Origin of the sequence: Polaribacter tangerinus, assembly GCF_038024095.1 — a bacterium.
GTDB lineage: Bacteria > Bacteroidota > Bacteroidia > Flavobacteriales > Flavobacteriaceae > Polaribacter > Polaribacter tangerinus.
In genome coordinates this window covers 1,851,766-1,873,577 of record NZ_CP150668.1, presented here as the reverse complement: position 1 = coordinate 1,873,577, position 21,812 = coordinate 1,851,766, and the positions used below count along the sequence as shown (strand labels likewise).

Sequence of the window (21,812 nt, the reverse complement as noted above, 5' to 3'; positions counted from 1 at the left end):
GATTATGACAGATAAAATACTAGAAATATCGAAAGATTTATTTTTAAATCTTGGTTTTAAAAGTGTAACAATGGATGAAATTGCTAGTAAATTAGGCGTTTCTAAAAAAACCATTTACAAATACTTTAAAAACAAAACCGAATTGGTGGGTGCTGTAACCGACTACATGTTTCATACTATTTGCTTTGGAATTGATAGAATTTGCGAAAAAAAGCAAAATCCGATTGAAGAATTATTTTCAATAAAAAAAATGGTTATGGAGCATTTAAAAGACGAAAAATCTTCTCCGCAATATCAATTGCAAAAATACTACCCTAAAATTTATGCTTCTTTAAAGCAGAAACAATTTCAGGTAATGCAAACCACTATTAAAGATAATTTAAGCAGAGGTATTGAATTAAATCTCTTTAGAGAAAATATAAATGTAGACTTTGTAGCTCGAATTTATTTTTACGGAATGAACGGAATAAAAGACCAAACAGTTTTTCCGCTTACCAACTTCTCTAAAAACGAATTAATGCTCAATTATTTAGAATATCATTTAAGAGGAATTGCCACAGAAAAAGGAATACAAGAATTAGAAAATCAATTAAAACAATCATAAAAAGGATGAAAAAAACACTATTGGCTATTTGTACATTATTTTTTCTTCAGCAAGCAATTGCTCAAGAAAAAGGAGTACGGCTATCCCTAAAAGAAGCGATAAACTATGCTATAGAAAATAGTTATAACGCTAAAATTGCAAAAAATGATAGAGAAGCTGCAAAAGAAAAAGTTTGGGAAACCACTGCTATTGGGTTACCACAAATAAATGCAACGGTAGATTATCAGAAGTTTTTAAAACAACCTGTATCGCTATTACCTGCTGCTGCATTTGACAATACAACATCGGTCGTAGAAACAGTAGAAGATTACTTTAATATTCAACCGAACAAACAACCTACTCCACCAGATGGTTTTATACCTGTTGTTTTTGGCACACCCCAAAATGTAAATATTTCTGCAACAGCAACACAATTACTTTTTGACGGTTCTTATTTAGTTGGCTTACAAGCTTCTAAAACATTTTTAAAAATATCGAAACAGGCAGAAGAGAAAACTGCCTTGGTTACTAGAGAGGCTGTAATTAATGCGTACGGCAATGTATTGGTTACAGAAAAAAGTATCGAAATTCTTGAAAAAAACTTAAAAATATTAGAGAAAAACTACAACGATGCTCAAAAAATTTATGCCAATGGGTTTAATGAAGAGGAAGATGTTGAGCAATTAGAAATTACCCTCGGTAATTTGAAAAACCAACTAAACAGTGTAAAAAGGTTGAAAGAAATTGCCTATCAAATGTTAAATCTTTCGTTAGGTAATGACATAGAAAAAGAAGTGATTTTAACAGATACTTTAGAAGATCTTGCGCTTTCTAATATCGATTTAGCCTTGGTATCTAAAGAGTTTGACTTTAAAGAACATATCGATTTTAAAATTTCTGAAAATGACAGAGAAACAAAAAGACTGATGATGCGACTAGAGCAAAGTAAAGCACTACCAAGTTTAAGTGCTTTTGTAAACTACGGAACTCAAGGATTTTCTGATACTTTTAGCTTTTTTAATAACGATCAGCGCTGGTTTCAATCATCTTTATTAGGCATCAGTTTAAACGTGCCAATATTTAGTAGTTTTAGTAGAAAGGCAAAAACGGCACAAGCAAAAATAGCTTTAGAAAATGCAGATATTAAATTAGAGGAAACAAAACAACGTTTACACTTACAGTCGAAAAGAGCAAAAAGCGAATACCAACTTAGTATTGGAAATTACGAAAACGCTAAAAAAAATGTAGCATTAGCAGAACGAATAGAAAAAAAACAACGTATAAAATTCTTCGAAGGAATTTCTTCTAGCTTCGATTTGCTTCAAGCACAAAATCAATTGTATACACAACAACAAAATTACTTACAATCTATGCTGAACGTAATTGCTAAAAAAGCAGCATTAGAAAACGCATTAAACTTACCAATCAAACAATAATAAAATGAAAACAACTTATATATTCGCATTCGCTACTTTATTTTTAATTTCTTGTGGAGATAAAAAACAACCTAGTTTGGAAGAAATAATTGCTTCTAAAAACCTGCAAGAAATTCGACTTAAAAAGGCCGATTTAGACAAAAAATTACAACAAACTTCTGAACAAGTAAAGTTACTTATAGAAGCTATAGACCAATTAGACACTTTAAAAAGAACTCCGTTAGTAACAGCTTTTAGTGTTAAAAACGAAGTATTTACACATTTTTTAGAAATTCAGGGAAATGTTAAAACAAAACAGAATGTACTTATTTATCCTGAAATGCCGGGTATTTTAAGAGAAGTGTTGGTAAAAGAAGGACAGAAAGTGACCAAAGGACAAATTTTAGCAAAAATAGACGATGGTGGTATGGCACAACAAGTGGCACAATTAGAGGCTACAACTGCATTAGCAAAAACAACTTTTGAACGTCAGAAAAGATTGTGGGCGCAAAAAATTGGTTCCGAAATACAATATTTACAAGCAGAAACACAATATACAGCTCAAAAAAACACCCTAGAACAACTCAAAAAACAATTAGATAAAGCTACCATAAGAGCTCCTTTTACTGGAGTTATAGATGCTGTAATAAAAGACCAAGGTATCGTAGTTTCTCCTGGTCCTGGAGCAGAAATTTTTAGAATTGTAAATTTATCGAATATGTTTATAGAAGCCGATATTCCAGAAACATACATAACTGAAGTAACTAAAGGAAAAAAGGTATCGGTATATTTTCCTGTTTTAAACAAAACAATTGCTACAAATGTTAGACAAACTGGTAACTTTATAAACCCAACTAATAGAACTTTTAAAATTGAAGTAAGTGTACCAAATGTAAATAAAGAAATAAAGCCCAACCTAACGGCAAAGCTTAAAATTAACGATTATACAAACACAAATGCCATTTTAATTCCGCAAAGTATTATTTCTGAAAATGCTGCTGGAGAGCAATATGTATATGTTGTAAAAGAGGTAAAAAATAATATTGGAACCGCAAAACAAGTGGTTATTAAAACAGGAAAAACACAAGACGATGTAATTGAAATCTTAGAAGGTATTCATGCAGGAGATTTGTTAATAAACGCTGGTGCTAGAAGTGTAAAAGATAATCAAGAGGTTAAAATTAGTCTTTAACACCAAACAACCTTGCTATCACAAACAAATCAATCTTTAATATTCTAAAGAACATAAGATGAGTAAAATCAACAAAAAAACCGATAAAGAATTTAAACTATCATCATGGGCTATTGCCAACAAAACTACCATGTATGTTGTTATATTCTTAATTTTAATTTTAGGAATCTCTGCATATTTTAGCATGCCTAGAGAAGATTTTCCAGAAATTAAAGAAACTAAAATTTACATTAGTACATTATACCCAGGTAATACTGCCGAAGATATAGAAAAACTAATTACAGATCCGTTAGAAGACCAACTAAAAGGTTTAAGCGGTGTGGTAGAAATTACCTCTACTTCTCAAGAAGACTACTCTATGATTATTGTAGAATTTGATGATGATATGGATGTAGAAGTAGCCAAACAAAGAGTAAAAGACAAATTAGATACAGAAAAAGCTTCTGAAGATTGGCCTACTTTTAATGGCGCAAAAGTAGATCCGAATGCTTTTGACTTAAGTATTTCTGAAGAAGTTCCGTTTTTAAACATTAATATTTCTGGCGACTATACATTGCAAAAATTAAAACAATTTGCAGAGTATTTACAAGATGATATTGAAGATTTACCAGAAGTAAAACAAGCAGATATTAGAGGTGTTCAGGACAAAGAAGTTGAAGTTGCTGTAGACATTTATAAAATGATGGCAATGCAAGTAAGTTTTGACGATATTACAGGTGCCATACAAAGAGGAAATGTTACCTCATCTGCAGGAAACTTAATTGCTAGTGGGCAACGAAGAACCATTCGTATATTGGGTGAGATTGACAAACCTAAAGACTTAGAAAACTTTGTTATAAAAACAGAAAACGGCAATGCCATTTACCTTAAAGACGTGGCAACGGTTAGTTTTAGAGAAAAAGATAAAACTACCTATGCCAGAAAAGATGGCAAACAAGTGGTAATGCTCGATGTAAAAAAACGTGCCGGTAAAAATATGGTGGCAGCAGCAGATGAAGTAAAAGTGATAGTAAATAATGCTATAAAAAACTACTTTCCGTCTAACCTAGAAGTTACCATTACCAACGATTTGTCGGACAAAACCATTGGTCAGGTAGATGATTTGGTAAATAATATTATTTTCGGAATTATACTGGTAGTTACCGTTTTAATGTTCTTTTTAGGTTTTAAAAATGCGCTGTTTGTTGGTTTTGCCATACCAATGTCTATGTTTATGTCTTTAATGATTTTAGGCTTGATGGGATACACCCTAAATACAATGATTCTTTTTGGTTTAATTATGGGGCTCGGTATGTTGGTAGACAACGGTATTGTGGTGGTAGAAAATGTATATCGTTTAATGGACGAAGAAGGATTAACTCGTGTAGAAGCAGCTAAAAAAGGAATTGGAGAAATTGCTTTTCCTATCATAATATCTACCATAACTACTGTTGCGGCATTTGTTCCTTTAGGATTGTGGCCAGGACTTTTTGGTCAGTTTATGAAATATTTTCCAATTACCCTATCGGTGGTTTTAGGATCTTCTTTAGTCGTTGCCATTTTCTTTAATTCTGTATTAGTATCTCAATTTATGACTGTAGAGGATAAAGACATGCCGCTAAAAAAGATTATCTATATTTCTTTAATTATTGGCGGTTTTGGCCTTTTAATTTTACTATTTGGTGGCGAATATAGAGGTTTAGGTTCTGTAATGGTTTTTACAGCAATAATGCTTTGGGTATACAGACTAATTTTAAGAAAAGCCGCAAACTATTTTCAGAATAACACATTAGTATCTCTAGAAAACTTTTATGAAAGAGCCTTAAAAGGAGCTTTAAAAGGCTGGAGACCATATGCCATAACTATAGGCACATTTGTATTATTATTTATAGCTTTTGCCGGTTTTGGATGGTCTGTTGGTTCGCAAAGAACAAAAATTGAATTCTTTCCAGACAATAAACCAAATCAGGTTGTCGTATACATAGAGTATCCGCAAGGAACGGATATAGAAAGAACCAATAAAATAACGAAAGAAATAGAACAACGTGTTTATGGTATTTTAAATGAAGATGTATACCTAGACAATGGCTACAATTACATGGTAGAAAGTGCTGTTTCTCAGGTTGGTGAAGGAGCCGGAAACCCTCAAACAGATGGCGGTTCCTCTGCAGAAATGCCACATAAAGGTAAAATTACAGCGTCTATGCGAGAGTATAAATACAGACGCGGACAAGATAGTGAGGCGCTAAGGCAAAAAGTACAAGAAGCTTTAACTGGCATTTACCCTGGTGTTTTAATTTCTGTAGAAAAAGATGCTAATGGTCCGCCTGCTGGAGCACCAATTAATATAGAGTTAGAAGGAGACGATTATGAGGGGTTGATAGTTGCTGCAGAAAAAATGCGCCTATATGTAAACTCTAGAAATGTACCAGGTATTGATGAGCTAAAGATAGATGTAAATAAAGATAAGCCTTCTATGAAGGTGCTGGTAGACAGGCAAAAAGCAGGAGAATTAGGAGTTTCTACCGGTCAGGTAGGCCAACAATTAAGAAATGCTATTTTTGGTGCTAAAGCAGGTATTTATAAAGAAGGTGGCGATGATTATGATATTAATGTTCGTTTTAATGAAGATATTCGATACAATAAAAGTGCTTTATTTAATCAGAAAATTACTTTTAGAGATAATACCGGAAAAGTAAAAGCAATTCCTGTTTCGGCAATAGCCAAACAAAGTAACACTTCTGGTTTTAGTGCAATTAAACACCGAGATACTAAAAGAGTCGTTACCGTATACTCTCAATTAGCACCGGGTTATGTAGATGCTGCTGCAGTAGTAAATCAGATAAAGGAAGAAATGAAAAATTATACCGGTATCTCTAACGATATTCGCATTGATTATACTGGTCAAATAGAGGAACAAAATAAGCAACAAGCATTTTTAGGAAGTGCGTTTTTTAAAGGACTAGGTCTTATTTTCTTTATCTTAATTTTTCAGTTTAACTCTGTTTCTAAACCTACCATTATAATGATTGCTATCTTTTTAAGCTTTATTGGTGTGTTTGGCGGAATCGTTTTAACTGGTAGTTCTTTTGTTATTATGATGACCATGATGGGAATTATATCTTTGGCGGGTATTGTAGTAAATAATGGGGTTGTTCTACTAGATTATACACAACTTTTAATTGATAGAAAACGAGAAGATTTAGGCTTAGAAGAGGAAGAAGTTTTACCTATGGAAGATTTATTTACAAGCATTGTAAAAGCTGGTAAAGCGCGTTTAAGACCTGTTCTATTAACTGCAATAACTACTATTTTAGGACTTATTCCGTTAGCAATTGGTTTAAACATTAACTTTTTTACCCTTTTTAGCGAGTTTGATGCTAATATTTATATGGGTGGAGACAACGTTATTTTTTGGGGACCTTTGGCTTGGACGGTTATTTACGGACTTTTTATAGCTACCTTTTTAACTCTAATAGTAGTGCCTATTTTATTCTTTTTAATAAGTAAATTTAAAATGAGAATAAAAGGACAGTTAAAAACGGCCTAAATAATTCTTAGAAACTAACCATAAAAAAGAGGAGGAAGTTTTATATACTTTCCTCCTCTTTTTGTATTTTTAAATTATGTTTGAACAGCAAAAAAAATCGTATACGGTACAAGAAATAAAACGTAAATTAGAACAATACTGCGTATACCAAGACAGATGCCATAAAGAGGTAGAACAAAAAATGCGCGATTACCAACTAATACCCGAAGCAAGAGAACAAATTTTATTAAGCTTGTTGCAAGATAATTTTTTAAATGAAGAACGGTTTGCTAAAAGTTTTGCTCGCGGAAAATTTAGAATTAAAAATTGGGGAAAACAGCGAATTATAAGAGAACTAAAATTTAAAGATATCTCTGCATACAACATAAAAACAGCTTTAAAAGAAATAGACGAAACAGCCTATATCGAAACTATATACAGAATTACCCAAAATAGAAATAGTGTAATTACAGAAAGTAACCACTACAAAAGAAAGAAAAAACTCATAGATTTCTTACTAAGAAAAGGGTTTGAAAACGACTTAATTTACAAAGTAGTAGAAGAAGTAGTAACATAAGTTTCTTTAAATAAAAAAGTACTTCAATTATTCATTATTGTATTTCTCTAAGAAAAGGGCATCGTTTTCTTTTTTAACAGCAATTACCTTTTGTATGTCGTTATTTGGTATGGCAACAGAAAGTACGTATTGCTTAATTTGCCATGTGTTTTGTTTTTTTTCTAAAACACCAGAACCTCTACAAGTTCCCATCCAAGTATTTAATAGTTCGTTAAACCAAGCAAAATTACCCTCTTTACTTATGTAAACTGTTCGCTCTAAAGTTTTAAAATCCCAAGCCTTACCAGCATCAAAATATGGTTTACTAAACTGCTCAAATGCTTTTTTAGACCAAACTTCTTCTGCTGCTGTTCCTATATAAACTGCCTCTTTATCTAACTTATTAAAAAAACTATGATAGTCGGCATCTGTGGCTCCTTTATGAAAAGCAGTTAGCAAACTATCTATAGTTGTTTTTTCTTGCTGTTTATTTACAATATTTTTATCCGATTTTTTACATGCCAATAGTAAAAAAATGGCAATAATTAGAACACTACTTTTTGTCATTATAAACAGTTTAAATTGTTACTTAATTTTTATAGGCCGTTTATTACTAGGTAATATTTTTGAATCGCGTTTTAAAATAGTACTTCTAGAAATGCTATCTATTTGTGTAGAGTCTAAACCAATATATTTCACATTGATTGTAATTTCTTCTTCAAATTTTAATTTAGAGAGTAAACTGTTAATTTTAACAGTAAGAGCAGAGTAAGATTGTAACACCTTATTAACCTGTTCGTTTACTGCTTTTGGCTCTATTACAGAAATTGTACTTATATCTTCTAAACGCAACGCCTCGTTGTATAATATATTTACACGAGCGTTTAAAGACGGAGTTTCAAAAATAATAGGTTTCACACTATCTTTTAACTGCTTAACTAAATCTTTTAATTCTTCGGCATTTCTTAACGCTTCGTTAGGCGAAATTTTAGTATATTTTACCAAAAATGAATCTACTTGTTTTAAGTGATGCCAATTAGCAACTTCTGCTGCATACTTTTTTTTAACAGGTATTGTTTTTTGATAAGACTCAAAAACACTCATTAATGGTTTTGGCTTACTGGCAATTTCCTTTTCTTTTTGAGAGGTATTGCAAGAAAAAAATAAAAGAAGGCATAAAAAGGTATAAACTAACTTCACTTATTACTATTTTTAAATGGTAAAAATACACAATTTAAAAACATACTTACAATTTAAAAATTCTCTATAAACAAACTTATAATGAAGATAAAATTATTGAATAATTAACTATTTAAAATTTTATTACGAATATTTAAATTAAGTACCTTTGTAACTGATTTTAATTGAATTTAAAAAAATGAGTGAAGTTATTTTAATTTTAGGAGCTAGCGGACAAATTGGCAACGAGCTTACAGAAAAATTACGAGAGGTTTATGGAAACAACCAAGTAATTGCTTCAGATATTAGAACAGGAAATTCGATGATGATGAATGCCGGTCCTTTTGAAATTATTGATGCAACAGACAAGGATACTATTTTAAAAATGATAAAAAAATACCATGTTACGCAAGTTTATTTGTTGGCCGCAATGTTATCTGCAACTGCAGAGCAATACCCCGAAAAAGCATGGAGTTTAAATATGAATTCTCTTTTAGCTGTCTTAGACTTAGCCAAAGAAAAACATATAAAACAAGTGTATTGGCCAAGTTCTATTGCAGTTTTCGGTCCAACTACTCCTAAAGAAAAAACTCCACAAAAAACCATTATGGAGCCAAGTACTGTATACGGAATTAGTAAACTTTCGGGAGAATTTTGGTGTAATTACTACCACGAAAAATATGGTGTTGATGTAAGAAGTTTAAGATATCCGGGTATTATTTCTTGGAAAACAAAACCTGGTGGTGGTACTACAGATTATGCTGTAGATATTTACTTTAAAGCTATAGAAAGTGGCCATTATAATTGTTTTTTATCTAAAGAAACTCGCTTGCCAATGATGTATATGAACGATGCTGTAGAGGCTACTATTCAATTAATGCAAGCAAAACCATCGGACATAAAAATAAGAACTGCCTATAATTTAGCTAGTATGGATTTTTCTCCCGAAGAAATTGCATCTGAAATAAAAAAACATATTCCTGGTTTTACCATCACCTATTCTCCAGACTTTAGGCAAAAAATTGCAGATAGTTGGCCTAGTTCTATAGATGATACTGCCGCAAAAAAAGATTGGAACTGGCAACCAAAATACACCTTACAAAGTATGACAGAAACCATGTTAAAAAACATAAAAAAAGGCGAGCGTTCTTTGTAAGAAAATTAAAATATAACGTCTTAACTATTGTAAACAATTTTAATAGTTACAATTCGTAAAAAAGCAATATAAGAATGAAAGATATTATAAAAAAAAGTCTAGAAAATAGTTATAGTTATTTGGCATATAGAAGCCTAATAGGCAATTTGTTAGAAGAAGGAAAAGCAACAGGACCAACACAATCGGAAGATTTAACTCAATATAGTTTACTAAACCATAAGCGCATGCAACGTTTAGACAAAACAATTAAAATTTCTGAAGAAACTACCGCAACTATTAAATCGTTAAATAAGCCACAAACATGGCTGGTACTCTCAGAAGGATGGTGTGGCGATGCTGCGCAAAATTTACCAGTTATAGATAAAATGGCTTCTTTAAGTGAACATATTGAACTAAAGATTGTTTTGAGAGATGAAAATATAGCTCTAATGGATTTATTTTTAACAAACGGAGGCAGAAGTATACCAAAATTGATTGCGCTAGACGAGCATAATAATATAATAGACACGTGGGGACCAAGACCTTCTGTAGCAACTAAAATGGTAGCAGACTATAAAGAAAAAAATGGAAGTATAGATGCAGCATTTAAACAAGATTTACAAGTTTGGTATAATAAAAATAAAGGGAAAAGTATACAAGAAGATTTTATTGATATTCTTAAAAAAGCCTAAAAAAGATAACGCTAATAGGCGTCTAAAGCAATTATTTAATAGTTTGCTATTACAAAATAGTACTTCAAGCACCTTTAATAAGGTGCTTTTTATTTACTAAATCTGATCGGTATAAAATATCCTTTTTGGCAAATGTTTTATTTATATTTGTAGTTAAAATATAACCAATGCTTGTTCCTTTTGACCATATTCCGGATGATGCTAAAATTTGGATTTATCCGTCTAGCAGAAAGTTTTATACTAATGAAATAGCTACTATAGAAGAAAAAATAAAGGGTTTTATTTGTAGTTGGAAGCCAGATGTTGAAAACTTTACAGCATCCTATCTACTTTTACACCAGCGTTTTATAGTGTTAACTGCCGATGATATTACCACCAAGCTTACAAACACCGATATGGATACTGCTGTTTCATTTATTTTAGAACTTCAAGAAACCTATAATGTATCTTTATTAGACAGAATGAACGTTTGTTTTAAACAAGGTGAGTATGTGCAATACAAAGAGCTAAAAGACTTTAAAAAATTATTAAAAAATAAAGCTATTACTGAGAAAAGTATCATTTTTGACAATTTAGTTACTACCAAACATGATTTTGAAAATTATTGGGAAGTTCCCATAGAGCATAGCTGGTATAATAGATTTTTAAAGTAATATTATGAAGTACGATTATATTATTGCAGGTGCTGGATGTGCTGGACTTAGTTTATTATACAACATCTTAAAATCGCCTCTTTTACGTGATAAGAAAATATTGGTTGTAGACAAAGATGCAAAAACGAATAATGATAGAACATGGTGTTACTGGGAAAAAAAACCCGGAATTTTCGAGGATATTGTACATGCAAAATGGCAACATTTAGAATTTTTATCTACCGATTATTCAGAAATAATTAATCTTGGCAATTACACTTATAAAATGATTTTAGGAATAGACTTTTACAAGTATGTGTTTGGTTTTGCCAAAAATTTTAAAAATGTTACTTTTTTACAAGAAACCATTACCAATATTTCTGGAAATTTAGAAGGTGGTATTATCAGTACAGATAAAGGAAAATATTCTGGAAATTTTATTTTTAACAGCACTACTTTATATCATCCTAAAATCAACAAAAAAAACTCTTTACTTCAACATTTTAAAGGCTGGGTTATACAAACTGAAGAAAACTGTTTTAATAGCAAAATTGGTACGCTAATGGATTTTAGAGTTTCTCAAAAAAACGGTGCCACTTTTATGTATGTTTTACCTATATCGAAAAAAGAGGCGCTTGTAGAGTACACATTGTTTAGTAGAGAGGTATTAGAAAAAGAAACCTATTCGGTAGCTTTAAAAAAATACATTAAAGAGGTTTTAAAAATAACTAATTATAAAATTTCTCATGAAGAGTTTGGCGTAATTCCGATGTCTTTAGCAAAGTTTAAAAAACATCCAGAGAAAAACATTATTAATATTGGTACAGCTGGCGGTTTTACCAAAGCTAGTAGTGGATATACATTTCAATTTATTCAAAAAGATGCAACTAACATTGTATCGGAATTAGAAAAAAACAACACTCCTATTTATAAAAAAAGTTTTAGAGATGCAACCTATAGTTGGTATGACGCAACCTTATTGGATGTTTTATTATCGGAAAAAATGAGTGGCAAAGAAGTTTTTACCAAAATTTTTAAAAAAAATAATTCAGAAAAGGTAATGGCTTTTCTTGCCAACGAAAGCACTTTTTTAGACGATATAAGTATTATGAGTAGCATGCCAATGTATACTTTTTCTAAGGCCGCTATTAAGCAATTACTACTATAGCGTTTTTTGGTAACAATAACTTATATTTTTTTTCTTATATTGAACTTGCTTAAAAAAGAAAAAAAATGACAACTCTACCAACCATCATTTTAGAACAAAAGTTACATCGACAGCAGGCTCAACTTTTAATTCGTTTTACCTATAACAAGTATCTTTTATCTGTTTTAAGGTCTTTACAAAATGTATATTGGAGTAGTTCTTTAAAAACTTGGTACACAAAGGACACCGAAGAAAATTTAGCCTTAATTTTTACTGCTTTCAAAAACAAAGCTCATATTAATTCTGATAGGCTTTACGGAAAACATACATATGAGCGAAACTTAAAAAAGGGCAAAAAGAACTACTAAATGGATTTTTTAAATATTTAAGAGGTAAAAGGTATAGCAAGAGTAGCATAGATACGTATACTTTTTTTATGGCTGATTTTATTAATTTTTACAGAGATAAAGAACTACAAAATATTAGTGATAGAGATGTAGAAGTTTTTATTGAAGACGTTTTTATTCGAAGAAGTTATTCCATTAGTACACAAAGACAATTTACAAGTGCCCTGAAACTTTTTTTGAGTTATTGCCCAGAAATAAAGATTAATCCGGTTGTGTTAACACGTCCTAAAAGATCTAAAAAGTTACCTAATATATTGTCGGCCGAAGAAGTAATATCTATTTTACAGGTTACAAAAAACTTAAAACACCGTGCCATTATAGCTCTTTTATATTCATCTGGGTTGCGTGTTGGAGAAATAACAAATTTAAAATTAAGTGAAATAGATATAGAAAGAAATTTAGTAAAAGTAGTATCTGGCAAAGGTAGAAAAGATAGGTTTGTGGTCTTAGCAAAATCATTTTTACCACTCCTAAATAATTATTTATTAAGCTACAAACCAAATTTTTATTTCATTGAAGGGTTGGCTGGAAAAAAATATTCTGAGAGTAGCATTCGAAAATTTTTAAGTAAAAATGTTGCTCTTGCAGGAATTACAAAAAATGTATCACCCCATACATTACGGCATAGTTATGCTACCCATTTATTAGAAAACGGAGTTGGAATAAGACATATACAAGAGCTTTTAGGTCATTCGAGACCTGAGACAACAATGATATACACCCATGTTGCTAAAAAAGATTTATTAGAAATTCAGAGTCCTTTAGATTCAATTTTATTATCTTTAGAGCAAAACCGTAAAGAAAAACAAAAGTTCCTGTTATCCGGTAACAGAAAACTATAAACAGGAACTTTGTGCTTCATATAACCAGTTGGCAACAATTTGAACAACTCATCGCTAAAAAACAACAATTCGGAATTTTAAACTTTCTAAACCAAAACTATAATCTGAATTTTGAATCGCTAAACTCAATAAAAAACAGATGGAAGAAACGATAAAAATTTTGATTTATATCCACGCATTTTTTGGTGGACTTGGATTAGTGACAGGAATTGGAAGTATAATTGTGAAAAAAGGAAGTAAACCTCATAAAAAAATGGGAAAATTATTTTCAATCGGAATGATAATAAGTTCTCTAATCTCAATGCCAATTTCTTGGCTACCTAATCACGAAAATATATTTCTTTTTCTAATTGGATTATTCACTATTTATTTAGTTATTTCTGGAAATCAAATTTTGACTTTTAAATCAAAAAGCAAGAAACTTGCAAAACCGATTGATAAAATCATATCTGGAAGTATGTTAACACTATCAATACTTATGATTTTATTTGGCACTTATGGTATGATTAAAGGAAATTCGACATATCTATTATTTGTTTTCTTTGGTGGCTTTGGACTTTCATTGACAATTAGGGATTTTATTTTTTATAAAAATGTTGAGAAAACAAAAAATGGATGGCTGTCAAATCATATCGGAAAAATGATTGGAGTATTTATTGCCTCAATTACCGCATTTATAGTTGCTGGATTAGGAATTGGAAATCTGATTGCTTGGACTTTACCATCAATTTTAGGAACAATTTATATTGTATATTGGAGAAGGAAATTAAAAACAAAAACTGTTGCCAACACCGTATAAAATTAATTGCTGGTTTTAGCCAATTTACGAAAGTCCTCGCGGACTTTCTATCTGTGATTTATTTGCTAACTTTAGTGCTTAAACCACGCAACTAATCTTATACAACACCGTTGTAGGTAATTAAAAAAATGTACTTTCCTGAAATAGGTTGACTAAAAATTAATTATTTAATTACAGTCACTTATGAAACCACAAAAAGAACACTGGCTAAAAAAAAGCTACCAAAAAGCAACATTAGAGACCAAACTTTTAGTCGTTGACCAAATCTTAAACGGTCAGATATCTACAAACTTTGCCTCTAAAAAGTATGATGTTCCCAGAACAACCATTACCTATTGGTTGAGAAAATACAGTACCTTAGTACAACAAAACAACGGTATGAGTAAAGACAAGGAAATTAAAAAACTTAAGGGAAAGATTGAAGAACTAGAGTTTCAAAAAGACTTTCAGCAAGATATCATTGCTGATATGGAACTTATTACAGGAGTCGATATGTCAAAAAAGTCGTTGCCCAAAACATTAGCAAAAGAGATAGAACTAAAAAAGAAAAACCGTTTAAAAGAATGTGGTTCTATGGATGTTTTGGGATATCTAAACAAGCCTTCTACAAAAGACTCAAAGCCCAACAAAAACAACAAATAGATCATCAAAAACTTATTAAAATGGTTAAAGACTACCGTAAAAAAGTAGGCTCCAAAACTGGTGGAATAAAACTTCACACCGAACTTAAACAAGACTTTATTAACGCTGACATTAAAATTGGTAGAGATAAGTTCTATCGCTTCTTAAGACTTAATAAGCTACTTGTTCCTAAAACAAAAAATTACATCACAACAACAAACTCTAATCATATGTACAAAAAATATAAAAACCTAGTGAAAGACCACGTTCCTACTCGACCAGAACAACTTTGGGTAAGCGATATCACATACATTAAAACCGAAAACGGGCACAACTATTTAGCCTTAGTTACAGATGCTTATTCTAAGCAAATTATGGGCTATAAAATCGACAACCATATGAGAACATCGCTTTGCACAGAGGCACTTGCTATGGCTATTAAAAATCGTAAATACCCTAATCAAAAGCTTATTCATCATTCCGATAGAGGGTTTCAATACTGTAATCCTAAATATACAGAATTTGCTGAAAGCAATGGAATCACCATGAGTATGACTGAGCAATACGATCCGTATGAAAATGCAGTTGCCGAACGTATCAATAGAACTCTTAAATATGAATATGGGTTAAAACAAACCATTAAAAACACCCATTTAGCCCAAAAAATGACTAAACAAGCTGTACACATCTACAACAATTTAAGGTTGCATTATAGTCTAGCGTTAAGAAATCCGGCAGAAGTGCATCTCAACCCTAATATCAAATACAAATCATATCGAAAAAATAATGTAAATTTACCTGAAATAAAGATCTAATAACTTAATTAGTTCAAATTATTTTTTTACCTCTTTAAAGGCTGAAAAAAATTGTTTGAACGTGTAAAAAAAAAGTCAACCTATATCAGTATAATACACTGCTATTAATGCTAGTTTTTTACTCTTTCCTTTGGCTACTATTCGATCAAAAAGTGCCTTACATGCTTTGTTATATTTATAAGCTGAAAACGCTGCTAAAAATACCAGATTCGGTAATTTCTTATTGCCTATTTTACTAATCCTACTTCTTCCTCTTACACTACTACCTGATTCTCGTATCGTAGGTGTTATTCCTACATAACTACATAATTGTGAGGCCGTCTCAAACTTCTTAAAACCATCGGTTACTACCATTAAAAACAATGCCGTTTTTAACCCTATTCCTGGTATAGTTTGCAATAAGGTGAGTTGGTGTTGTTGGTCTTGTTTTACTAACTCTAAAAGTCTGTTTTCTAACATTGTTATCTCTTTACTCAAATGTTTTAAATCGCGTTTTAACGAGCTATAAACCGTTTTAGACGGAACCCCTAAGGTAGCTTCTCCATGAAGTTTATTTTTTGTGGCCGTACGCTTTTTAGTATAACTATCCAACAGTCTAAAGAGTTGTAAGCACTCGCTTTGAACATCTGTTAAAGCATTATACAAAGGAACATCTGTAGAGGTCCCATACTCATAAATAGACTTCGCATCGCTCTTATCTGTTTTTACTTTTGCTAACTTCATTTGAATAAAACGCTTTACAGATAGCGGATTTACCACAGAAACAAAGACGCCGTGTTTATGTAAAAACTGAGCTAATCGGTAATGGTAATAGCCGGTAGCTTCCATAACAACTAATGCGCTTGCTGGTAAGTCCTTTAATAGCGCTTTAAAGCCTGATGCATCATTGGATAGTTGATAGTGTCCTGTGGAATCATTGTAAACATCAAATACGTCTTTACTGATGTCAATACCATAAATTTTTTTATCTTTATTCATAAGAAATGGATTTTGGAAAGAACAAAGGCTACTCGCATTTCAACAACTTAAAAACGAGATCTAGGTCTCAAAGAACTGATCGAAGTCGAAGTAGTAAAAGAGTGTGGATTATCAATGTTGTCGAAGTCTAAAAAGCTTCACCGTATAAACTAACCTTAATACACTCTTTTGTTCTTTCTGAATTAGTACTTAAATGTAGTGAATTACAAACTTAAGACGTGTAAAAAAAATTACTAGTAAAAGCCAACTTACGAAAGTCCTCGCGGATTTTCTATTCGGTTTTTATTTGCTAACTTTAGTGCTTAAACACGCAACGAAATCATACACAAGCACGTTGTGTGTAATTTGAGAAAAATTTTGCCTTCATACCAATTTTTGGTATATTTGAATAAATATACATCAAATGAACAAAAACACATCAATATCGCTCGGAAGTTATTTTGACCAATTCGTTCAAAACCGAATAAGCGAAGGCAGGTTTAAAAACGTGAGTGAAGTAATTCGTGCTGGATTAAGACTTTTAGAGGAAGAAGAAAGTAAAGTGATTGCTTTAAAAAACGCAATACAAGAAGGAATCGATAGCGGAATTGCTCACGATTTCGACCCAAAAAAACATTTAGAATCTTTGAAAGCCAATAAGCACTCGAATGGCTGAATATAAACTGACAAACAAAGCTGTCGAGGATTTATCGAAAATTTGGGATTACACATTTGAGACTTGGTCTGAAAAACAGGCTGAGAAATATTACGAGGAACTAATTACCAATTGTGAGGAAATTGCGGAAAATCCAGATTTAGGAAAAAAATACAAAGGAATATCAAAGCAACTTCTCGGAGTTAAAGCAAACCGACACATAATATTTTACAGAACATTGGATAAAAGTTATATAGAAATCACGAGAATACTGCACGAAAGAATGGATTTAAAGAAAAAGATAACCGAATAAAAACTGCACACAACAATGACTATAAGTAATTACTTGTTCTCGCCTACATACAAAAATCCTCGCAGATTTTCTATCTGGATTTATTTGCTAAATTTAGTGCTTAAAAATCGCAACTAATCTTCATACAAAAACTATGTAAAATTGGAAAAAACAATATTTGAAATAACGAAAATGGATTGTCCCTCAGAGGAAAATCTAATCCGAATGAAATTGGACGGGATTTCGAGTATTGCAAATTTGGACTTTGATATTCCAAACCGAAAATTAACTGTTTTTCACAGCGGAGAAATTGACCAAATCGAAAAGTGCGTTATCGAACTGAATTTAGGCGGAAAGAAAATCTCGACAGAACAAACCGACCAAACTGAATTTAGAGATAACGAAAATCAAAAAAAACTACTTTGGTCGGTACTTGCTGTAAATTTTGCGTTTTTCATAATCGAAATGACTACAGGAATTATCTCGAAATCGATGGGATTGGTTGCCGATAGTTTAGATATGCTTGCAGACAGTTTTGTATACGGTATTAGCTTATTTGCCGTGGGTGGAACATTAATTAAGAAAAAGCAGATTGCCAAAATTGCCGGATATTTTCAAATAATACTAGCGGTTATTGGGTTTGTAGAAGCTGTAAGAAGATTTTTAGGAAACGAAAAACTTCCCGATTTTTCTATAATGATTATCGTATCGATTTTTGCACTTATTGCAAACGGAATTTGTCTTTACATTTTGCAAAAATCAAAAAACAAAGAAGAGGCTCATATGAAAGCTAGTATGATTTTTACCTCGAATGATGTAATTATAAATTTAGGAGTAATAACTGCAGGAATTCTAGTACATTGGCTAAGTTCAAATAAACCTGATTTAATAATAGGAACAATTGTTTTTGTACTGGTAATTCAAGGAGCTTTTCGAATATTAAAATTAAGCAGGTAAAACCATTTCTAAACTAAACAAAAAACGAAATAACTAATTACTATTCAATTTAAAAGCCTATTTTAATATTTTTTACATCAATTATAGAACCTGATTTTTATCATAATTTATAAAATAAACATACTGTATTTTTGAAATATAAAATAGAACAAAATGAATTACACAAATATACCTTTAGTTTCATGGGTAAATGGCACCGTAATGATTGGCATTTTTGCACTGGTGGTTATTGGCCTTGTTATTGCAGTTTACTTATTAATGACAACAGATAAAAAAGCATAATAGCAGTATTTATTAAAAATAACTTGATAATTATTTCTATTTAAGCTGATAGCTCAAAACTATTTTCATTATTTTTAAAAATTGAAAATATAAATTGAGATGTCGAACAAACTTTCAGATAACTTTGGCTATCTTTTTGAAGATGAGCTTATTAATGAAATTTCAAAAATTGGTACTTTAAAACTATTTTCTTCAAATGAAATTATTATAGAAATTGATGATTATATAAAGTCGATGCCACTTCTTCTTTCTGGTGCTGTAAAAATTCTAAGAGAAGATGAAAAAGGAGAAGAATTGGTGCTGTACTACTTAGAGAAAGGAGATACTTGTGCAATGACATTATCGTGCTGTATGGGGCAAACTAAAAGTAAAATTAGAGCAGTAGCAGAAACAGATACAGAGCTCATACTTTTACCTAAAGAAAAAATGGCAGAGTGGCTGGGAACCTATAAAAGCTGGCAATCTTATATTTTACAAAGTTACCATTTCAGAATGGATGAACTTTTAGAAGCCGTAGATACAATTGCTTTTTTAAAAATGGACGAACGTCTTTTTAAATATTTAAAAGATAAGGCTATGGTTAACAACAACGATATTCTTACTACTACACACAAAGAAATTTCTGAGGATTTACATACCTCTAGAGTCGTAATATCTCGGCTGTTAAAAAAACTAGAAAATGAGTCGAAAATTAAACTCTACAGAAATAGCATTAAAGTTTTAGCATTGTAATAAATACTACTACTCTGTAGTGCATAACAATGTGGTATTTGTGTAATAATATACTTTTATGGTAAAACCAGATTAAAAAAGTTGCTGAAAAGCTCTACATAAAAGGCAAAGCCAGAAGGTGAGCGTTTACTATTTAACGAAAAGTACGTTTTAGAAAGTATCTAAAATAAAAAAGTACAAAAGAAGAACATAAAAAGGAATAAAAAATGACACAATGGATATTACTTATTCTTGCCTTTATAGCACTTTTTGTACTTGTTATTTACTATACACGGCATCTCAAAAAAATATATAATAAAGACCAGCAAGATTTTTATAAGGCCAACTACGCTGACAAACAAACTGATGAAAAAACTCCCAAATAATTTTAGGAGTTAACAGAAATAGGATACTACGCTACTTATGAAATCAACCAAAATTACTTGGGTAGTTTTAATTAAATTTATATGTGAAAATCTCTTTTATATAAGAAATTTATCACACATTAGGATGTCTTAAAATTGAATATAAACTATACAATTATCCTAAAAATGGCGTAGCACCTTGTGCTAATTTTAGTCGAGTCCACAGGTTCATATTAATTACGATAGCAGCTGTTTCGGCAATTTCTTTTTCAGTAAAAAAAGACAACATATTATCGTGGTATTGCTGAAAATTTTTGTGTGTTCCATCTGTCAACACATCACAATAGGCTAAGGCTACTTTTTCTTTAGCTGTAAATAATTCGCTATTCCACCAAGAGGATATATTATCGGTTTTAGCTGCCGATATTCCTGCATTTCTGCTCGCTTCCGCGTGTAATATTATGCAATATGCACACTCGCTTTTTTGAGCAACGCGCAACCTTAGTAGTTGCGCTAATTGCTTGTCTATATCTAAATTTGCCGTATAACCAAAAGCTTTCGCCATTTGTTTTGCCAAATCATGAAATGGCGTGCTATCTGGGTTAAATCGTAAGTCTTTAAATTGTACTTCGGTCATAGTTATGATATAAAAGGTTCTTCAAATCTTTCGAAATGGCACGTGTAGCCATTAGGTATGCGTACCAAATAATCTTGGTGCTCTGGCTCTGCTGGCCAAAATGGAGTAAAAGGCTCTAAGGTGGTTACTACTTTTCCGTCCCATTTTTTAGAATCGTCTACAATTTTTATTACCTCTTCGGCAATTGCTTTTTCTTCCTCATTTTGGAAAAATATAGCCGAACGATAGCTAGATCCTCGGTCGTTTCCTTGTCGGTCTACAGTTGTAGGATTATGGATTCTAAAAAAGTAATCCAATATTTCTTTAAAAGAAGTTACACTTGGGTCGTAAACAAGTTCAATTCCTTCGGCATGACCAGGATGATTGCGGTAGGTAGGATTTTCGTTTTCACCACCAATATATCCTACTTCGGTATCTATAATTCCTGGGCGAGTTCTAAACAAATCTTCCATTCCCCAGAAACATCCGCCAGCGATATACGCTTTTTTATAATTCGTCATTTTTATTTTTTTTAAAAGGTTATTAATTTAATTTATAACTGCACATTTTTTAAAAAATGTACTACTTTTTGAGCAGGCATTTCACAGGGTTTCAACAGTTCTTTTGTTGTGGTAAGGTAATAATTTAGACTTACAAAGTTATTTCCGCCTAGTTCTTCACCATACAATTTTACTGATTTTCCTTTGTTAAATATGGTTTTACTAATACCATATTTTTTGCCTTGGTAATTTCCTACCGAATAGCCTGTAGGAATTTTGTTTACATATGTGCTTATACTATTGCCAGTAGTTTTAGCTGTGTTATTTTGTTGTTCCATTATATTTTCCCTTTCAATTATACCACAAATTTAAAGTAATTTTTACATCAAAACAGCTGTAAAGCAACAACAAATAAAGTACTTATTCAATAATTGATTTCCAATGCTCGCTTCGGTTTTTTACAGCTCTTATGTAGGAGCAAACTGCGACTGCTTTATAGTTTTCTTCGGTTAATTTTTCAAAAGTTTTTTCTACCAATACTTTTCCTATGCCTTGTCCTCTTAAATTTCGTGGAACTTCGGAGTGTTCCAAGTACATTTTCCCATCGCGTAGGCGGTAGTCAATTTTAGCTATTTCTCCGTTGATATCTAATGTAAAACGGCTATTTTCTTTTTCGTGTTGTATTTCCAATCTGCTAGGTATTAATTTATTCATCCATTTAATTATTTCTTCTTTGTACGGGTTGCGCAACTTTTTTTCACCTATTGTAATGGTAGGGAAATTAAGTTTACGGTTTTCGTATAAACCACGCAGCTCTTCTGCGTGGTCTTGGTTTGCTTCTACATCTAAAAATGTATATGGTAATCCAATATCGTCCAATACCAACTTATAGTAGTGGGTTTTATGGCAACCATCTGCACCGTATAGTTTTATTGTGGGTATTGTATTTTCCAT

General features: G+C 31.5%; 25 protein-coding genes and 1 pseudogene. 19 read left to right on the top strand and 7 right to left on the bottom strand.

The window, feature by feature from the left end; translation table 11 throughout:
* The first annotated feature begins 4 nt into the window (after positions 1-4).
* From WHD54_RS08260 to WHD54_RS08240, 5 genes are all read left to right on the top strand, one after another.
* Positions 5-604 (top strand): TetR/AcrR family transcriptional regulator, encoded by a 600-nt coding sequence (locus WHD54_RS08260; RefSeq protein ID WP_088323877.1) that lies wholly within the window; start codon positions 5-7, stop codon positions 602-604.
* Between the two features lie 5 nt (positions 605-609).
* Positions 610-2,019 carry a TolC family protein gene (locus WHD54_RS08255; RefSeq protein ID WP_088323878.1) on the top strand — a complete coding sequence of 470 codons (1,410 nt, stop codon included), beginning with the start codon at positions 610-612 and terminating at the stop codon, positions 2,017-2,019.
* A 4-nt stretch (positions 2,020-2,023) separates the two neighbouring features.
* A complete protein-coding gene (locus tag WHD54_RS08250; protein ID WP_088323879.1) occupies positions 2,024-3,190 on the top strand; it encodes an efflux RND transporter periplasmic adaptor subunit in 1,167 nt (388 codons plus the stop codon).
* A 58-nt stretch (positions 3,191-3,248) separates the two neighbouring features.
* Positions 3,249-6,719: an efflux RND transporter permease subunit gene (locus WHD54_RS08245; protein WP_088323880.1), complete on the top strand. Its 3,471-nt coding sequence runs from the start codon at positions 3,249-3,251 to the stop codon at positions 6,717-6,719.
* A 76-nt stretch (positions 6,720-6,795) separates the two neighbouring features.
* On the top strand, positions 6,796-7,275 hold the full coding sequence (locus WHD54_RS08240) for a regulatory protein RecX (protein WP_088323881.1): 480 nt from the start codon (positions 6,796-6,798) through the stop codon (positions 7,273-7,275).
* Between the two features lie 27 nt (positions 7,276-7,302).
* Here the strand turns inward: WHD54_RS08240 and WHD54_RS08235 are convergent, their stop codons facing one another.
* Positions 7,303-7,821, bottom strand: coding sequence for a nuclear transport factor 2 family protein (locus WHD54_RS08235; protein WP_088323882.1), 519 nt, complete (start codon positions 7,819-7,821; stop codon positions 7,303-7,305).
* 18 nt (positions 7,822-7,839) lie between these two features.
* A complete protein-coding gene (locus WHD54_RS08230) occupies positions 7,840-8,454 on the bottom strand; it encodes a hypothetical protein (RefSeq protein ID WP_088323883.1) in 615 nt (204 codons plus the stop codon).
* Between the two features lie 178 nt (positions 8,455-8,632).
* Between WHD54_RS08230 and WHD54_RS08225 the strand changes: the two genes are divergently transcribed.
* The 9 genes from WHD54_RS08225 to WHD54_RS08185 all read left to right on the top strand — a co-directional run bounded on the left by WHD54_RS08225 (position 8,633) and on the right by WHD54_RS08185 (position 15,523).
* The gene (locus WHD54_RS08225) at positions 8,633-9,589 is read left to right on the top strand and encodes an NAD-dependent epimerase/dehydratase family protein (protein ID WP_088323884.1); all 957 of its coding nucleotides are present in this window, start codon (positions 8,633-8,635) and stop codon (positions 9,587-9,589) included.
* A 74-nt stretch (positions 9,590-9,663) separates the two neighbouring features.
* The gene (locus WHD54_RS08220; RefSeq protein WP_088323885.1) at positions 9,664-10,260 is read left to right on the top strand and encodes a thioredoxin family protein; all 597 of its coding nucleotides are present in this window, start codon (positions 9,664-9,666) and stop codon (positions 10,258-10,260) included.
* 167 nt (positions 10,261-10,427) lie between these two features.
* Entirely contained in the window at positions 10,428-10,913 is a 486-nt protein-coding gene (locus tag WHD54_RS08215) for an ABC transporter ATPase (protein ID WP_088323886.1), read from the top strand.
* Between the two features lie 4 nt (positions 10,914-10,917).
* Complete coding sequence (locus WHD54_RS08210; RefSeq protein WP_088323887.1) at positions 10,918-12,060, top strand: lycopene cyclase family protein; 1,143 nt, start codon at positions 10,918-10,920, stop codon at positions 12,058-12,060.
* A 65-nt stretch (positions 12,061-12,125) separates the two neighbouring features.
* Complete coding sequence (locus WHD54_RS08205; protein ID WP_088323888.1) at positions 12,126-12,407, top strand: hypothetical protein; 282 nt, start codon at positions 12,126-12,128, stop codon at positions 12,405-12,407.
* A 47-nt stretch (positions 12,408-12,454) separates the two neighbouring features.
* Positions 12,455-13,288, top strand: coding sequence for a tyrosine-type recombinase/integrase (locus WHD54_RS08200; RefSeq protein WP_233130992.1), 834 nt, complete (start codon positions 12,455-12,457; stop codon positions 13,286-13,288).
* A 139-nt stretch (positions 13,289-13,427) separates the two neighbouring features.
* Complete coding sequence (locus tag WHD54_RS08195) at positions 13,428-14,087, top strand: hypothetical protein (protein WP_088323890.1); 660 nt, start codon at positions 13,428-13,430, stop codon at positions 14,085-14,087.
* Positions 14,088-14,270: 183 nt separating this feature from the next.
* Complete coding sequence (locus WHD54_RS08190) at positions 14,271-14,729, top strand: helix-turn-helix domain-containing protein (protein WP_088323891.1); 459 nt, start codon at positions 14,271-14,273, stop codon at positions 14,727-14,729.
* Entirely contained in the window at positions 14,651-15,523 is an 873-nt protein-coding gene (locus WHD54_RS08185; protein ID WP_340766826.1) for an IS3 family transposase, read from the top strand. The genes WHD54_RS08190 and WHD54_RS08185 overlap by 79 nt, the downstream gene beginning before the upstream one ends.
* Positions 15,524-15,619: 96 nt before the next feature.
* On the opposite strand, the pseudogene WHD54_RS08180 reads toward WHD54_RS08185, so the two are convergent.
* Positions 15,620-16,501 (bottom strand): annotated as a pseudogene (locus tag WHD54_RS08180) (IS110 family transposase); the annotation flags it as partial.
* A gap of 403 nt (positions 16,502-16,904) precedes the next feature.
* Between WHD54_RS08180 and WHD54_RS08175 the strand changes: the two are divergent.
* The 5 genes from WHD54_RS08175 to WHD54_RS08155 all read left to right on the top strand — a co-directional run bounded on the left by WHD54_RS08175 (position 16,905) and on the right by WHD54_RS08155 (position 19,398).
* Positions 16,905-17,156: a type II toxin-antitoxin system ParD family antitoxin gene (locus tag WHD54_RS08175; RefSeq protein WP_088324654.1), complete on the top strand. Its 252-nt coding sequence runs from the start codon at positions 16,905-16,907 to the stop codon at positions 17,154-17,156.
* Positions 17,149-17,448 (top strand): type II toxin-antitoxin system RelE/ParE family toxin, encoded by a 300-nt coding sequence (locus WHD54_RS08170; protein WP_088324655.1) that lies wholly within the window; start codon positions 17,149-17,151, stop codon positions 17,446-17,448. Before WHD54_RS08175 ends, WHD54_RS08170 begins: the two co-directional genes overlap by 8 nt.
* Before the next feature lie 141 nt (positions 17,449-17,589).
* Positions 17,590-18,384 carry a cation transporter gene (locus WHD54_RS08165; RefSeq protein WP_198943168.1) on the top strand — a complete coding sequence of 265 codons (795 nt, stop codon included), beginning with the start codon at positions 17,590-17,592 and terminating at the stop codon, positions 18,382-18,384.
* 153 nt (positions 18,385-18,537) lie between these two features.
* Positions 18,538-18,666 (top strand): hypothetical protein, encoded by a 129-nt coding sequence (locus WHD54_RS08160; RefSeq protein WP_262502740.1) that lies wholly within the window; start codon positions 18,538-18,540, stop codon positions 18,664-18,666.
* A 99-nt stretch (positions 18,667-18,765) separates the two neighbouring features.
* The gene (locus WHD54_RS08155) at positions 18,766-19,398 is read left to right on the top strand and encodes a Crp/Fnr family transcriptional regulator (RefSeq protein ID WP_088324657.1); all 633 of its coding nucleotides are present in this window, start codon (positions 18,766-18,768) and stop codon (positions 19,396-19,398) included.
* Between the two features lie 519 nt (positions 19,399-19,917).
* Here WHD54_RS08155 and WHD54_RS08150 read toward each other — a convergent pair.
* From WHD54_RS08150 to WHD54_RS08135, 4 genes are all read right to left on the bottom strand, one after another.
* The gene (locus WHD54_RS08150) at positions 19,918-20,379 is read right to left on the bottom strand and encodes a carboxymuconolactone decarboxylase family protein (RefSeq protein ID WP_088324658.1); all 462 of its coding nucleotides are present in this window, start codon (positions 20,377-20,379) and stop codon (positions 19,918-19,920) included.
* A 2-nt stretch (positions 20,380-20,381) separates the two neighbouring features.
* Positions 20,382-20,879: a peptide-methionine (S)-S-oxide reductase MsrA gene (gene msrA, locus WHD54_RS08145; protein WP_088324659.1), complete on the bottom strand. Its 498-nt coding sequence runs from the start codon at positions 20,877-20,879 to the stop codon at positions 20,382-20,384.
* A 32-nt stretch (positions 20,880-20,911) separates the two neighbouring features.
* Positions 20,912-21,196 (bottom strand): peptide methionine sulfoxide reductase, encoded by a 285-nt coding sequence (locus WHD54_RS08140; protein ID WP_233131020.1) that lies wholly within the window; start codon positions 21,194-21,196, stop codon positions 20,912-20,914.
* A gap of 82 nt (positions 21,197-21,278) precedes the next feature.
* The gene (locus tag WHD54_RS08135) at positions 21,279-21,812 is read right to left on the bottom strand and encodes a GNAT family N-acetyltransferase (RefSeq protein ID WP_233131021.1); all 534 of its coding nucleotides are present in this window, start codon (positions 21,810-21,812) and stop codon (positions 21,279-21,281) included.